Annotated in this window: 10 protein-coding genes and 1 pseudogene; 10 read left to right on the forward strand and 1 reads right to left on the reverse strand. The window is 72.4% G+C overall.

Annotated features, from left to right (window positions below):
• A pseudogene (locus tag ACWCO3_RS19240) lies at positions 1-307 on the forward strand (hypothetical protein); the annotation flags it as partial.
• On the opposite strand, the gene ACWCO3_RS19245 reads toward ACWCO3_RS19240, so the two are convergent.
• Positions 279-1,358, reverse strand: coding sequence for an NAD-dependent epimerase/dehydratase family protein (locus ACWCO3_RS19245; RefSeq protein ID WP_450011242.1), 1,080 nt, complete (start codon positions 1,356-1,358; stop codon positions 279-281). The pseudogene ACWCO3_RS19240 and the gene ACWCO3_RS19245 sit on opposite strands and share 29 nt — an antisense overlap.
• A gap of 140 nt (positions 1,359-1,498) precedes the next feature.
• Between ACWCO3_RS19245 and ACWCO3_RS19250 the strand changes: the two genes are divergently transcribed.
• The 9 genes from ACWCO3_RS19250 to ACWCO3_RS19290 all read left to right on the forward strand — a co-directional run.
• Positions 1,499-2,194 (forward strand): response regulator transcription factor, encoded by a 696-nt coding sequence (locus ACWCO3_RS19250; protein ID WP_450011244.1) that lies wholly within the window; start codon positions 1,499-1,501, stop codon positions 2,192-2,194.
• The gene (locus tag ACWCO3_RS19255; protein WP_450011246.1) at positions 2,187-3,203 is read left to right on the forward strand and encodes a sensor histidine kinase; all 1,017 of its coding nucleotides are present in this window, start codon (positions 2,187-2,189) and stop codon (positions 3,201-3,203) included. Before ACWCO3_RS19250 ends, ACWCO3_RS19255 begins: the two co-directional genes overlap by 8 nt.
• 577 nt (positions 3,204-3,780) lie before the next feature.
• Positions 3,781-6,666, forward strand: a complete 2,886-nt coding sequence (locus tag ACWCO3_RS19260; protein WP_450011247.1) for an AAA family ATPase — start codon at positions 3,781-3,783, stop codon at positions 6,664-6,666.
• A gap of 151 nt (positions 6,667-6,817) precedes the next feature.
• Entirely contained in the window at positions 6,818-7,834 is a 1,017-nt protein-coding gene (locus ACWCO3_RS19265) for a hypothetical protein (protein ID WP_450011249.1), read from the forward strand.
• 152 nt (positions 7,835-7,986) lie between these two features.
• Positions 7,987-10,263, forward strand: coding sequence for a TOMM precursor leader peptide-binding protein (locus tag ACWCO3_RS19270; RefSeq protein WP_450011251.1), 2,277 nt, complete (start codon positions 7,987-7,989; stop codon positions 10,261-10,263).
• Between the two features lie 52 nt (positions 10,264-10,315).
• Positions 10,316-11,779, forward strand: a complete 1,464-nt coding sequence (locus tag ACWCO3_RS19275) for a SagB family peptide dehydrogenase (RefSeq protein WP_450011253.1) — start codon at positions 10,316-10,318, stop codon at positions 11,777-11,779.
• The gene (locus tag ACWCO3_RS19280) at positions 11,776-12,585 is read left to right on the forward strand and encodes an HlyD family efflux transporter periplasmic adaptor subunit (protein WP_145780154.1); all 810 of its coding nucleotides are present in this window, start codon (positions 11,776-11,778) and stop codon (positions 12,583-12,585) included. Before ACWCO3_RS19275 ends, ACWCO3_RS19280 begins: the two co-directional genes overlap by 4 nt.
• Positions 12,582-14,768, forward strand: coding sequence for an NHLP family bacteriocin export ABC transporter peptidase/permease/ATPase subunit (locus ACWCO3_RS19285; RefSeq protein WP_450011256.1), 2,187 nt, complete (start codon positions 12,582-12,584; stop codon positions 14,766-14,768). Before ACWCO3_RS19280 ends, ACWCO3_RS19285 begins: the two co-directional genes overlap by 4 nt.
• Positions 14,769-14,792: 24 nt before the next feature.
• On the forward strand, positions 14,793-15,231 hold a 439-nt coding region (locus ACWCO3_RS19290; RefSeq protein WP_450011258.1), incomplete at its 3' end, for a hypothetical protein.

Below are 15,231 nucleotides of genomic sequence, written 5' to 3' on the forward strand. Positions count from 1 at the left end.
GGCGTTGCGGCGGGCGGTGGCCGCCGTGTCGGTCCGGCGACCGCCAGCGCCACTGGCGACGGCCGTCCGCCAGCGGATCGCCGACGCCGGACCCGCTGTGTGGTTGCCCGTCGCGGCGGCGGTTGCCGTGCTCGCGGCGGATCTCTCCGGGCTCAGCAAAGCCGAGGTGGAGCGGATCTGGCTGCCGTTCGCCGTCTGGCTGCTCGTCGCGACCGCCCACCTGCCCAGAGGGCACCAACGGTGGTGGCTGGCGGGACAGGCAGCCACGGCTCTCGCCGTCAACCACCTACTGTGGACGGTGTCCTGACCGCTGCCGGATCCCTCATTACCGCTGTGGTGAAGTCGGCGATGCCGGCGGCGAAGCCGATTCGGGCGGTGAAGCCGAGCAGGCGGGTGGCGCGGGCCGGATCGGCCACGACGTGCCGTACGTCCGCCGCCCGCCCGCCGCCGACAGTGACGGGCGATGGTCCGTTCATCGCCGCAGCCAGCTCGTGGGCCAACTCGCCGACGGTGTGCGGTTCACCGGAGCAGACGTTGATCGGGACCAGAGGGTCCGGTGCCGGTGTCGTCAGGGCCAGCAGGTTGGCCGCGGCGATGTCCGTCACGTGCACGAAGTCGCGCCGTTGCCGTCCGTCCTCCAGGACCCGGGGCGGCTGCCCGGCGGCCAGGGCCGACCGGAAGATCGACGCCACCCCGGCGTACGGGGTGTCGCGGGGCATCCGCGGTCCGTAGACATTGTGGTAACGCAGCGCCCAGACCGACCCGCCGGTCTGCCGGGCCCAGGCACCGGCGAGATGTTCCTGAGCCAACTTGGTGGCGGCGTACGTGCTGTGCGGCTCCAACGGCGCGTCCTCCGGCACGAGACCGGGGGAGAGGGTCCGGTCGCAGCGAGGGCAGGTCGGCTCGTACCGGCCCTCGGCCAGATCGGCGGCCCGGCGGCCGGAGGGCCGGACGATTCCGTGTGTCGGGCAGTGGTAGCGGCCCTCGCCGTAGACCACCATCGAACTGGCCAGCACGAGGTGGCGTACCCCGGTGGCGTGCATCGCCGCGAGGAGGGTGGCCGTGCCGAGGTCGTTGTGCGCGGCGTACCGGGGAGCGTCAGCCGGGTCGATGCCGTGGCCGACCATGGCCGCCTGATGGCAGACCGCGTCGACCCCGGCCAGTAGCCGGGCCAGCAGGTCAGCGTCACGGACGTCGCCGACCACGAGGTCGTGCCGATCGGTCCAGGGCGGTGCCGTCGCGCCGTGCGCCTCCGGCAGGAGCGCGTCGAGGGCCACCACCTCGTGCCCGTGTTCGGTGAGCAGGTCGGCGATGTGTGAGCCGACGAATCCGGCCGCACCGGTGACGAGTATCCGCATTCCGGTCACGGTATGGCCTGCCATACCCCCACGTGGGTGTGTGGACGCGGCCGTAAGAACCTCGCAAGGTCTGCGTGGTGGGAGCGCACCTCGGCGCGTGGCTACGCTGGCCCGATGGACCTGCGGGGGAAGAGTTGACGGTGACACAGCGGGTGCTGGTGGTCGACGACGATCAGACCGTGAGTGACGTCATCCGTCGTTACCTGGAGAACGACGGCTTCCAGGTGAGCCTGGCGGCGGACGGCGCGGCGGCACTGGAGGCGGTGGAGCGGGAGAAGCCCCACCTGGTCGTGCTCGACCTGATGCTGCCCCGGATCAGCGGTCTGCAGGTGTGCCGGCAGCTGCGGGTACGGCCGGACGGCGTACCGATCGTCATGCTGACGGCGCGCGGGGACGAGGCCGACCGGATCCTCGGGTTGCAGCTCGGCGCGGACGACTACCTGACCAAGCCCTTCTCCCCCCGGGAACTGGTGCTGCGGGTCCGTTCGGTGCTCCGTCGCGCCGCCGGCGGGCCGGTACCCGAGCGGCCGGAGGCGCTCACCGACGGCGGCCTGGTGGTGCACACCACCTCCCGAACCGCCCACCTCGCCGGCAGCGAACTGGCGCTGACGCTGCGCGAATTCGACCTGCTCGTCCACCTCATGCGGCACCCGTCCACGGTGTTCGGCAGGGCCGAACTGCTGGAGCAGGTCTGGGGATGGAACTTCGGGGACCATTCGACCGTGACGGTGCACGTCCGCAGGCTGCGCGAGAAGATCGAGGCCAACCCGGCCGATCCGCAGCGGATCGTGACCGTCTGGGGCGTCGGCTACCGCTACGAGCCGACCCATGGGTGACCTACTGCTGATCTTCGCGATCGCCCTCGGCGCGGCGCTGGGTATCGGACTCGCCGGCGCGGTGCTGCTCCGTGCCCTTCGGCGCAGGTCGATCACCGTGCACCTCAACGTTCTGCTCACCACCACGGTGGGTGCCGTCGCGGTCGGGGTGATGGCGGTGGCGGAGGCGATGTTCCTCTCCCCGCACGACCTTGAGGTCGTCCTGATCACCGTCGCGGCGGCAGCGGTGGTCAGCCTCGCCGTCGGCGGGCACTTCGGCCGCCGGCTGGCACGCGCCGCGGTCTGGCGCGACCAGGCCCGCGAGCGGGAACGACAACTGGAGAAGGGTCGGCGTGACCTGGTCGCCTGGGTCTCCCACGACCTGCGTACGCCGCTCGCCGGGCTCCGGGCCATGGCCGAGGCGCTGGAGGACCGGGTGGTCCGTGACCCGGACACTGTCGACGACTACCACCGACGGATCCGGCTGGAGACCGACCGGATGACCCGCCTCGTCGACGACCTGTTCGAGCTGTCCCGGATCAACGCGGGAGCGCTGCGGTTGTCGTTGACGGCGGTGCCGCTCGGTGAGGTGGTCTCGGACGCGCTGGCCACCACGTTCCCGTTGGCCGACGCTCGCCGGATCAAGCTGGTCGCCAGCGAGTCAGGGTGGCCGACGGTCGCCGCGAGCGAGCCGGAGCTGGCGCGGGTCGTCGCCAACCTGCTGCTCAACGCGGTCCGCTACACCCCGGAGGACGGCACGGTACGCATCGAAGCCGGCCGCGAGGAGGACCACGCCTGGCTGTCGGTCGCCGACACCTGTGGCGGCATTCCCCCGGCCGACCTTCCGCGAGTGTTCGACATCGCCTTCCGAGGTGAACCTGCCCGCACCCCCGGCCCGGGCGACGGTGGGGCGTCCGGAGGGCTCGGCCTGGCCATCGTCCACGGTCTGGTGGAGGCGCACGGAGGTCGGGTCGAGGTGCGCAACACCTCGGACGGCTGCCAGTTCATGGTCCGGCTGGCCACAGCCTGACGGAACGGGCTGCGGGGTTCGTCGTACGACCCGGTCGACCGGTTTCCCGGGAGGGTGCTCCGGTTGTTTCCCCACGCGCTTTCCGGTCTTTGTCTCCCGGCTGCCGGTTGGGCCGTCATAGTGCCGTGAAGGTCAGCCGAAGGCGGGCAGAAGGCGACGTGGTTCAAGTCATTCGGTGGTTGACAAAAGTCTTGCGGGCAGGTCTTTGTAAATGACTGTGTCCTCCGGGTGAAGGTCCGGTGTGGAACTGACACCTTCGGGTGTTTTGCATAGGCGTTCATGATTTCGGCGGTATCCGGACGGGTGCAGATCGGGCAATAACGCGTCTGGCCTGCGTGGGATTCCTATTTCGACCTCGACTTCGTCGCGTGTGTCCCGGCCGGGTGGGTGAGGGGTGATTTACTGGGTTTCAGGGATATTGTTCGGTCCATTTCTACGGGTTCTGCGGCAAGCTCGGAAAGAACCTGCACCACGGTGGCGGGTGATGGAATGGAAGAACACATCTTCGATATTCGATGGCTCTCCGGTATAGTGACCATTCCCCTTTGAGTGTGCCGGAAAGTGTCTGATCTGCGTGATGACATCTGGGCTGGAAAATGCGTCAACAGGCCTGCGCTTCGTCGGGCGGCGACCACAGTTGGCGCGTATCGAGAGAGCCCAGGACAGTGCCCTGAGCCGGGGCCAGCAGATGGTGTGCGAGGTGGTCGGAGAGCCAGGCATCGGCAAGACCCGGTTCGTCCGCGAGGCACTGGAACGGTGCGTTCCCGCCGTTCCCCGGGCCGTCGGGACGTGCGCGCCGGACGAGCGAGGCGTTCCCTTCCACGTGTTCCGACACGCCTTCACGGAGGGGCAGCCCCTCCGCCGCGGGCTCCGTCTCGGGCGGTTCACCGGGGAGACCTGGATGGAGTCCGCCGCAGCGGAGCCACCGGGTCCGGTGCGGGCGTCGGACGCCCAGCGGTTCCGTACCTACCAACTGGCCCGTCGGCTGATCGGCCTGGCGGCCCGGGACGGTCTGGCGCTGGTCCTCGACGATCTGCACTGGGCGGACGCCTCCTCCGCCGGCCTGATCGCCCACCTCCTGCGCTATCCGGTGCCCGCACCCCTCCTGCTCGTGCTCGTCTACCGCCCACGGCAGATGGCGACCCCGATGCCGTTCGGCCCACCGGATTCCCGGGAGCAGGCCGACGCGGAACCGGCGGCCCACGACCGGATCGAGCTCAACCCGCTCAGCCTCGCCGAGGTCGCGGCGCTGCACCCGCACGTCGACGAAGCGGAACTGCGGGTTCGGTACGACGTCACCGGCGGCAACCCCGTTTACCTGGCAGCGCTGCCGGGCGGCCCCGCATCGGACGGCGTCGACCCGATCCGGGAAGCGCAGGGTGCCTGGTTGTCCGACACCGTGGTGGCCGTGCTGCGCCGCGAATGGGCGGACCTGCCGTCTGTCGAGCTGACCTGTCTGCGGGCCGGGTCGGTCGTCGACGCGCCCTTCGCCGCTGACCTGCTCGCCGCGGTCGCGCAGGTGCCGACGGCACGTGCGGTCGAGGCCGGCTGGCGGTTGGCCCGGCTCGATCTGCTCCGCCGGGTGCCCGGCACCGGACGGTTCGCCTTCCGGCACCCGGTGCTGAGGATGGCTGTCGCGCAGGACACCGACCCGGCGTGGCGGGCGGAGGCTTCTGCGCGGGCGCTCACCGCGCTGGTCGAGCTGGGCGCGCCACCAACGGACCAGGCCCGCTACGCGGAGCGCCTGCTCGCCCTGCCGAACGGCCGCTGGGCGGAACGCTGCGTCGACGTGCTCTGCCAGGCCGCCCAGGAGATCCGCCGCGAGACACCCGACCTGGCCATCCGCTGGCTGCGGCTGGCGCTGCGGGCGCTACGGCCGACGGCCGGCTCGACGCAGCGTCGCCGAGACGTGGCGCTCGCGCTCGCCCAGATCACCGGGGAGGCGGGCAACCTGGCCGAGAGCAGGGCCCTGCTCCAGGAGATCGTGCCGCTCTTCCCCGCCGACCCGCAGGGACGACGGGCGCATGCTGTCGCACTCTGGGCGCGCGTGGAACGCCTGCTCGGCAACTACCCGGAGGCTGCGGCGATCAGCCGACGCGAGCTGGCCGCCCTCCCGGCCGGCACCACACCCGGCGTCGGCTACCGACTCGCCACCGAGATCGACGTCGCCGGCATCCTGGCCGGCCGCCGTCCCGCCGCCGGTCCGCCCGACGCGCTGACCGGTGATCCCGGCGTCGGCTCCGCCGTCGACCGAGCAGGCCTGCTGGCCGTACGCAGCCTGGCCGCTGTGCACGACGGCGCACTCGACGACGCCCGGGGTCTGCTCGACGCGGGCGCCCGGATCGTCGACGCGCTGCCGGACCGGGAGGTGCGCGACCACCCCGACTGCCTCACCGCGCTCGGCCTGACCGAGTTGTACCTCGAACGGCAGGCCGACGCGGCGCGGCACCTCGACCGTGGGCTGACCCTCGTCCGCGCCTCGCACCGAGACGACGGGCTGTGCCAGTTGCTGCTCGGTCGTAGTCAGGTCGCCTACCACGGTGGTCACCTGACCACGGCCATCGGCCTGGCCACCGAGGCGGGAATCGTCGCCCGGCGCATCGGCAGCCACCACCTGCTGAGCTTCGCCCTGGCGTTCGAGGCGGAGGCGACGGCCTGGCGTGGTGGCCCTCGCGACGACGACCGGGCGGTGGCGCTGGCCCGCAGCGCCGTCGGGATCGCCACCGACCTCGCCACCTGGTGTGGTCGTACCGCCGTGTTGGCGCTGGCGACCGCGGCACTGCTGTCCGGTGACCCGGCGACCTGTGCCGAGCTGGTGCGCTCAGCCGGCGGCGACAGCCGGCTGAGCCGCCTGCAGACCACTCTCCGGCCGATGTGGTTCGAGCTGCTCAGCGCCGCCGCGCTCGCCGCCGGCGAGGTGGCCGAGGCCGAACAGCAGGCGCAGCGGGCGATGGCCGAGGCCGACCAGATCGGTCTCGCCGGGCAGCGCGGCTTCGCCGAATCGGCGTACGGCGAGGTACTGCTCGCCCGTGGTGAGGTCCCGGCGGCGATGCTGCACCTGGAGGCTGCCGCTGACCTGTTCCGCGCCGGCGGGATGGCGCTGCGGCGCAGTCTCGCGCTGGCCTCCCTGGCCCGTGCCGCCGAAGCCGAGGACCAGGCCGGCCGGGCGGCGCGGGCCCGCCGTCGGGCGCTGGAACTGGCCGGATGGTGTGGCACGGAACGGGTCGGCCTCCGACTGGCCCGCCCGGTCGGTCCGGCCGAGGTGGCCGCCCTGACCGACCGGGAATGGCACATCGCACGCCTGGCGGCGACCGGGGCCACCAGCCGACTGATCGGGCGGCAGTTGAACATCAGCCCCCGCACCGTGGAGGCGCACCTGACCCGGATCTACCGCAAGGCGGGCGTCGCCTCCCGGTCCGGTCTGGTCGCCTGGGTCGCCCGGCTCGATGACACCGATCGGTGACCGTGAACCAGGCCCGATGACGTCGTTCGGTGCAACGCCGACGGGCCCGGCAGCACGAGGCCGCGCCGCCCCCGGCATGGCCCGAGAGTCGCTCACATACTCGACTCCATCGGGCGCGAATCCCGTCGACCGGTGGTGGATGGAGGACGAGATGCTGGGCAGAAGATCCGTCAGGAGCCCGCGTACCCTCGCCGCGCCGGTGCCGCTCGCCGCCGCCGTGGTGGCGCTGCTCGTGCTGGCCGGCTGTGGTGGCGAGCCGGTGGACGCGGCCACCCCTTCGACCGACGGTCCGGCTACGTTCGGCCGCGAGCGCGCCGCGCTGGTGCTCACCGCCTTCGACCAGGCCGACTCGGCCGCCTCGGTGGCCGGTGACGTCGAGGCGCTGCGGACCCAGGAGGTGTCGCCCTCGCTGGACCTCAGCATCGCCGCGGTCCGCCGGGCCACCTACAACCAGCGTCCGCAACCGTCGTTCCAGCATATCAACCCGGCGTTCGCCGTGCCGCCCGGCGACCCGGCCTGCTTCCTGGCCACGGCCACCCTCAAGTTGAGCGGCTCGGAACTGGCCCCCACCGACGTCAGCCAGTTCGTGCTCGGCGACGACGGCCAGTGGAAGCTCAGCCACAACGTGCAGGTCACCCAACCCTCGCTGGTGGTCGCCCGGAGCATCGACGGCCGGCCCGCCACGCAGGGCGGTATGGCCCTGGACGAGACCAGCCGTCGGGCCGTCGCCGCCGAGGTCTTCGCCCGCAGCATCGGGTCCACGACGAGCAACCGATCCCTCGTCGCGTCGAGTCCGCTGCTCGACGGCCAGTTCGCCGGCGGGTGGGAGGTCTACGGGCAGCAGCTCGCCGGTGTCGGAGCGGCGGTGCAGCGGACCATGGACCGGGCTGAATGGTCCGACTGCGCGGTAGCCGTGCCGACCGGCACGCTGGCCTTCCTGACGATCCACGCCACCGACACGCTGCGCCCTGCCCCCGGCGGCCCGACCACCGTCCAGATGGTGCCGCAGAGCCCGGATCTGATCGCCACCGGTCATCGCACGCCGATCAGCGGAAAGTCGATCCGGGTGACCCGGGTGGAGACCTTCCTGCTGCTCGTACCGGCACAGGCCACCGGCACATCGGTGCTGGGGCTCAACGACACCGCGCTGACCGTCACCGCCGGCTGACCCGACCGCGACCGTCCCGGTCGGCCGCCAACGGCAGAAACCGGTGGCATCACTCGGACCAGGCACCAGTGGACCGCGACGATGGCAGCAGCCGTGATCGCCGGCAGAGCGCCGGCGGTGCCACGGTCCGGCCACCAGGCTCGGGAGGAACCATGTGGCGTCCGCGCTTCCGATCGGACTACGCGCAGGTACGGCTGCCCGACGGCCCGCTGGTGGTGCTGGGGGAGACCCGCAGCCTGATCATCGACGACCCGGTCGCCGCGGACCTGGCCGACCAGCTCGACGGCGTCGAGCCGTTGGCCGACGTGGTGAACCGGCTGGCCACCCGGCACCCGGTCACCGCCGTCGCCGCCGCCCTCGCCCGGCTACGCGATCACGGCCTGCTGGTGTCCGGTCCGGCGGGCACCGCACCGGCGGAGGCCGCCGGTTGGGATGCCCGGGGTGTCCCGCCCGAAGCAGGGCACCGGTGGATGGCCGAGGGATCCGTCACCATCGTGGACCTCGGGGCGCCCCGGGTGGCGGAGACCGCCGACGCGCTGCGCTCCCTCGGGCTCGCCGTCACAGTGGTCGGACCGGACGAGACCGATGACGTGCCGGTCGCCGCCCAGGTGCTGGTGCTGCCGTCGTCGATGCTCGACCCCCGACTGGCGTTGGTCAACGACCGCCACCTGGCGGCCGGTCGTGCGTGGACCCTGGCCCGGCCACACGGCAACGTCGTCTTCCTCGGCCCGCACCTGGTGCCGGGTCGCACCGGCTGCTGGGCCTGCCTGCGGCAACGGTGGCAGGAGAACGAACAGGTGAACGCCTTCCTGGACGGGCAGGACCTGAGCGACCCCCTGCCGCAGCCGGGCCAGGCGGTCCTGCCCGGACTGGCCACAGCGGCCGCCGGGCTGCTCGCCACCGAACTCGCCGTGCTCGCCGTCCGGGGCTTGTCACCCCGCCTCACCGGCCGGATGGTGGCCCTGGACACCCGGGACATGAGCATGGAAAGCCACCAGTTGGTACGCCAGCCGCAGTGCCCCGCGTGCGGCGACCCGGACCTCGTCGGCAAGGCCGACCCACGGATCGACCTGCCGCCGAGCGGCGCCCAGCCCAGCAGGGGCGAGGACTCCCGCACCCGGGAACCGGCAGAGGCATACGCCGCTCTGGCCCACCACGTCAGTCGGTACCTGGGCGTGGTGAGCCGACTGACCCCGTTGGAGGCGACCGACAACGGCGTCACCCACACCTACTCGGCTGGGCACAACTTCGCCCAGCCCCGCCAGCTCGCCGGGTTGCGGCGCAACCTGCGCGGCCAGAGCGGCGGCAAGGGCCGCACCGACCTCCAGGCGCGGATGAGCGCGATCGGGGAGGCGGTGGAGCGCTACTGCGGGGTGTGGCGCGGCGACCGTCCGGTGCACCGGGCGACGTACCGCCAGCTGGGTCCGGACCGAGCCGTGCACCTGCGGGAGCTGCTGCTGTTCTCGGAACGCCAGTACGCCGATCGGGACCGGCTCAACGCCGACCTCGGCCACCTGCACCGCGTACCCCGCCCGCTGGGTGACGAGGTGGAGCTGGACTGGACCACGGGCTGGTCGCTGACCCGGCGGACACCACGCGAGCTGCCCGCCGCGTACTGCTGGTACGGGCATCCGGAGCTGACCGGGCTCGGGGTGTGCTCGGCCGACTCGAACGGCTGCGCCGCCGGCGGCAACCTGTCCGAGGCGATCCTGCAGGGCTTCTGCGAACTCGTGGAGCGGGACAGCGTCGCCCTGTGGTGGTACCACCGCTCGCGGATGCCCGGGGTGGACCTCGCCTCGTTCGCCGACCCGTGGACGGCCGCCTGCGTCGACCACCACGCCACCGTCCTGGGCCGTGAACTGTGGGCCCTCGACCTGACCGCCGACCTCGGTGTGCCCACGTTCGCCGCGGTGTCCCGGCGATCCGACGGCGGGCCGGAGGACGTCCTGGTCGGCTTCGGCGCGCATGTGGACGCCAGGGTCGCGCTGACCCGGGCGCTTACCGAGGTCAACCAGTTCCTGCCCGCCGTTCCCGGCCCCACCTCGGCGCGCAACAGGTACGGCGTCGACGATCCGGACACCGCACGGTGGTTCGGCACCGTACGGGTGGCCGATCAACAGTGGCTCTCCCCGGACCACACCCGAGCGCCCCGCACCGCCGCCGACCACCCGCCGCTGACCACCGGGGACGTCGGAGACGACGTGCGGCACTGCGTACGCCGGGCGGAGCGGGCCGGCCTGGAGGTGATCGTCGTCGACCAGTCCCGTCCGGACGTCGACCTGGCGGTGGTGAAGGTGGTGGTGCCGGGTCTGCGGCACTTCTGGCGCCGGCTCGGCCCCGGTCGGCTGTGGGACGTACCGGCCCACCTCGGCCGGGGCCCGCTGGCCGCCGACGAGACGGCGGCCAATCCGCTGAACGTCTTCTTCTAGCGAGGGGTGCGTAGATGACCACCGTGGTGAGACCGGCCGGCCGGCGGTCGTCGTGAGCGGCACCGTCGGCGGCCCGCCCATCCAGGAGGCGTACCGGCTGCGCCGCGACGCGGAACTGCGCCTCGGCGAGGACGGCTCGCTGACCCTGCGGCAGACCCGCTTCCAGCTCACCCTGGAACGACCGGGCATGGGCCGACGGGCACTGCTCCTGCAACTCGCCGCCGACTGGGTCACCGACGTCGAGGTCGGCCGTCTGATCAGCGGCCTAGAGGGGGAGAGCCGGGTGCTGGCCGCCCAGTTGCTGCTGCGCCGGTTGCTCGCCCACTCCTGGCTGGAGCGCCGCCTCCAGGTCGATGACCGCGCGCTGCTCGACCTGGTGCCCACCGGACTGGGTCGGGGCAGCCTGCCGGAGAGCCGCCCGCACACACCCGGTGTTCGCCACCGGCTCTCCCGCTTCGCCACCCTCCAGCACGAAGAAGGCAGGCTGGTGGCCGCCTCGCCGCTGAGCACCCTCACCGTCGGCTGCGCCGACGTCGCCCTCGGCGCGGTGTTGGTCGCCGCCGTGCCCGGCGTCGGATCCGACACGGTGGCCCGCACGCTCGGTGTGCGACCGGCCGCCGCCGGCCGGGTGCTCGACGAGTTGGTCACCGCCCGAATCCTGGTCACCGAAGCCGAGTTCGAGGCGGAGTGCGACGACGCGCCACTGGCCTACTGGTCGCCCGAGGAACTGCGGCTGCACCACCGCTCCCGGGCCGGCCGGCACGCGCTGCCGGTGGGAGGCACCTACCGGATGCGGGAACGCTTCGCCCCACAACCGCTGCGCCGCCCCTACGACGGCGGTCGCGCGATCGACCTGCCGCTACCGGACCTGGCGACGATCGCCAAGGTCGAACCGGCCTTCAGCCAGATCGTGGCGGAGCGGCGCAGCGTGCGCGAACACGACGACGGGGCGCCGCTGCCGCTGGAGCGACTGGCGGAGTTCCTGTACCGGTCGCAGCACACCAGCGCCGCCGGCGAGGCCGGCGGGCAGGAGGTCGGTCATCGGCCCTACCCGGGCGGCGGCGGGGTCTACGAGCTGGAGATCTACCCGCTGGTCGCGCGGTGCGCCGGACTCGACCCCGGGCTCTACCACTACGACGCGGTCGGGCACCGGCTGGAACCGGTCGCCGCCTGGGGGGCGGCCGCCGACCGGTTGCTGGCGTACGCCCGGGCGGCCGGCGCCATGCCCCGGCCGCCGCAGACGGTCCTGGTGGTCACCGCCCGGGTCCAGCGGCTGATGTGGAAGTACGAAGGGATGAGCTACGCCATGATCCTCAAGGACGCGGGAGTGCTGACCCAGCAGATGTATCTCGTCGCCACCGCCATGGAGCTGGCGCCGTGCGCCCTCGGTGCCGGGGACTCCCAGGCCTTCGCCGAGTTGTCCGGGCTCGATCCGCTGGTCGAGCCGAGCGTGGCCGACTTCCTGCTCGGCTCGCGCCGCGCCGCCGGCCCGCCCGCAACGGGGGGCCGGTCATGAAGTTCCGGCGGCAGGCGCTGCGCCAGTTGGAGGCCCCCGAGCAGTTGGACCGGGCGGTCCGGCTGACCACCGTGCCGCACTGGCTGGCCACCGCCGCGCTGGTCATCGTCGTGGTCGCCGCGGGCGTCTGGTCGGTACGCACCGTGATCCCCCGCACCGTCGAGGCCGCCGGGGTGCTGATCCACTCCAACGGGATCTCCGCCCTCGACGCGATCGACAGTGGTCAGGTCACCAAGGTCTGGGCGTCGCCACACCAACGGGTGGCCAAGGGCACCCCTCTCTACAGCCTGCGCACGATGGAGGGCAAGGTGGTGGTGGAGAACGCGCCGGGTGACGCGTACGTCGTGGCCTGGCTGGTGTCGGAGGGGGAGATCGTCACCCCGGGCACACACCTGGCGGATCTGGAGCGGCTCGACACCGCAGGGGACGCGTTGCAGGCCGTCGTGTACGCCCCGGCCGTCGCCGCTCCGCTACTGCAACCCGGTGTACCCGTCGAAGTGGCCGCCGCAGCGGCACCGCGCAACGTGTTCGGCACCCTGGCCGGTCAGGTGGCCACCGTCGGCGCGTTCCCGGAGACCGAGGCGTCGCTGCGTGCCTTCCTGGGCACCGGGCCGGACGTACGGCGGCTGCTGGCGCACGGCAGCGTGATCCGGGTGACCGTCGCCCTGGAGCCCGACCCGGCAGCTCCGGGCGGTCTGCGCTGGACGAAGACGCCGCCGCCGTTCCAGCTCAACTCGGCGAGCGAGGTCACCGCCTGGTTCACAGTGGACCAGGAACACCCGATCGACTGGTTGCTGCGGCGATGAGCGCGCCGTCGACAGCGGTCCCGAACGCACCGGAGCTGCCCAGGATCCGGCGTCGACGGGTCCGCACGCCCACCCTGATCCAGATGGAGGCGGTGGAGTGCGGCGCCGCCGCGCTCGGAATCCTGCTCGCCCACCACGGCCGGCATGTGCCGCTGGAGGAGTTGCGCCGGGTGTGCGGCGTGAGCCGGGACGGCTCCACCGCCGCCACAGTGCTCAAGGGTGCCCGCCGGTACGGGATGGTGGCCAAGGGTTTCCAAATGGACCTGGCTGGCCTGGCCACTGTGGCGCTGCCGGCGGTGCTGTTCTGGCGCTTCGAGCACTTCGTCGTGCTGGAAGGACTCGGCCGGAACAAGGTCTTCATCAACGATCCGGCGACCGGCCCCCGGGCGGTGAGCTGGGAGGAGTTCGACGGCGCCTTCACCGGCATCGTGCTCACCATGGAACCCGGGCCGGAGTTCCGTCCGGGTGGCACCCGTTACCGGATGGTCCGGGCGTTGGCCCAGCGGTGGCGCGGCCCGGGCTCGGCGATCGCGCAGATGCTGCTGCTCGGGCTGCTGATCGCCGTGGTCGGTCTGACCATCCCGGTGATGGCCCAGGTCTTCGTCGACCGGGTGCTGTTGCAGGAGGACCAGGCCGCGTTCGCCGGCCTGGTGGCGGCGGTGGCGGTGGCCACCGTGCTGACCTTCCTGGCCAGCCTGCTCCAGCAACGCCTGACCGTACGCGCGGAGACAGCGCTCGCCCTCGCCAGCGCCGCCCGGTTCTTCCGACATCTGCTCCGGCTGCCACCGTCGTTCTTCGACCAGCGCCAGGCCGCCGACCTCGGCCAGCGGGTCCGCGGCAACGACGTGGTCGCCGAGGTGCTCACCCGTCGCGCGGCGACCACAGTGGTGGACACCGGCCTGGTGCTGGCGTACGGGGCGCTGCTCTGTCAGTACGACCTTCTCCTCGGACTGTGCGCGGTGGTCCTCGCCGGGTTGAACGTCAGCGTGCTGCGCTACGTCGCCTCGACCAGGTCGATCGCCGTCGCCGGTCTCCAGGCGGATCGCAGCAAGCTGGTGACCACCGTGTACACCACGGTCCAGCTGATCGAGACGGTGAAGGCGGGCGGCGAGGAGGAGCGGGCGGTGGCCCGGTTCGCGGCGCGGCACGCCACCGTCGCCTCACGGCAGCAGCGACTGGGAGTGCCCACCGCGGTGCTCTCCGTCCTGCCCGCGTTCCTCGCCTCGGGGACGACCGCGGTGCTGCTCGGGTTGGGCAGCCGACAGGTCGTGGCGGAGTCGCTGACGGTCGGCGTGCTGGTCGCCATGCAGAGCCTGGCCGTCGCGATGAACCGACCGTTGGGCAACCTCACCGCCCTGGGTTCCCGGTTGCAGGACATGAGCGCCGACCTCAACCGGCTGCGTGACGTGGAGCACTACCCACTGCCGTCCGCCGAGGAACGACCCGCCCGACCGCTGACGCCGATGGAGGGGCATCTGCGCATCGAGAAGGTCACCTTCGGCTACAACCCGCTGGGCCGCCCACTGCTGGAGGACTTCAGCCTGGACCTGCCCCCGGGTGCCCGGGTGGCGCTCGTCGGGCGGTCGGGCAGCGGCAAGTCGACGGTGGGCCGGCTGGTCGCCGGGCTCTACCGCCCGTGGACCGGTCGGGTCACAGTGGATGGCCTCGACCGTCCGGGCACCGACGACGGTCTCTGGGCGGCCACTGTCGCCATGGTGGACCAGGACCAACGGCTGTTCGAGGGGACGGTCCGGGACAACGTCACCATGTGGGACCTCACCGTCGCCGACGAGGACGTCGTCACCGCGCTGACCGACGCGTGTTTCTACGACGAGGTCGCGGCCCGCCCGGGCGGCCTGGCCAGTCCGGTACGGGAGAACGCCCGCAACTTCTCCGGTGGCCAACGGCAGCGACTCGAGATCGCCCGCGCGCTCGTCCGCAACCCCCGGGTGCTGGTGCTCGACGAGGCCACCAGCGCACTGGACGCCGAGACCGAACGCCGGATCGACCTGCATCTGCGCCGGCGGGGGGCGACCTGCCTCATCGTCGCCCACCGCCTGTCCACGGTCCGCGACTGCGACCTGATCGTCGTGCTGGACGGCGGTCGGGAGGTGGAGCGCGGCACCCACGAGCAACTGGTCGCCCGCGACGGCGCGTACGCGCGACTGGTCCGGGACCAGTGACCACGACGATCCGAGGAGACACTGATGAGCGGCGCGGTGGAGGAGGACCCGGTAGGCGGCCTGATCGGCTACTGCGCCGACGGCGTACGCCAGGTCTGCCGCCTGGACGGCCCGGTGGCCGGCTGGCTGGTGACCGGCGGCGAGGCCGACCTGTTCGCGGTGCGCCGGGCCGGGATGAGCCCGTCGCGCCGCCACCATGTGGCCCGGCTGCCGGCGGGTGGCCTGGCGCCGACGTCCACAGCACTCGGTGCGTGGCAGTTGATCCTGGTGCCGTTGCCCGGCGCGGAGTTGCGCGGGCTGTCCCAGCGACACCTGTCCCTGATGGAGCGGCATGTGCGGCTCGACCGGCCGGCGGACGAGGGGCCGTCGCCTCGGGCGCGGACCGCCGCGACGGAGATGGTCGCGGCGGTGGACCTGGTGTTGGTCACCATCGCACAACGGAAGAGCCACGAGAAGGGAAAGA

It is taken from the genome of Micromonospora sp. NPDC002411 (assembly GCF_053592955.1).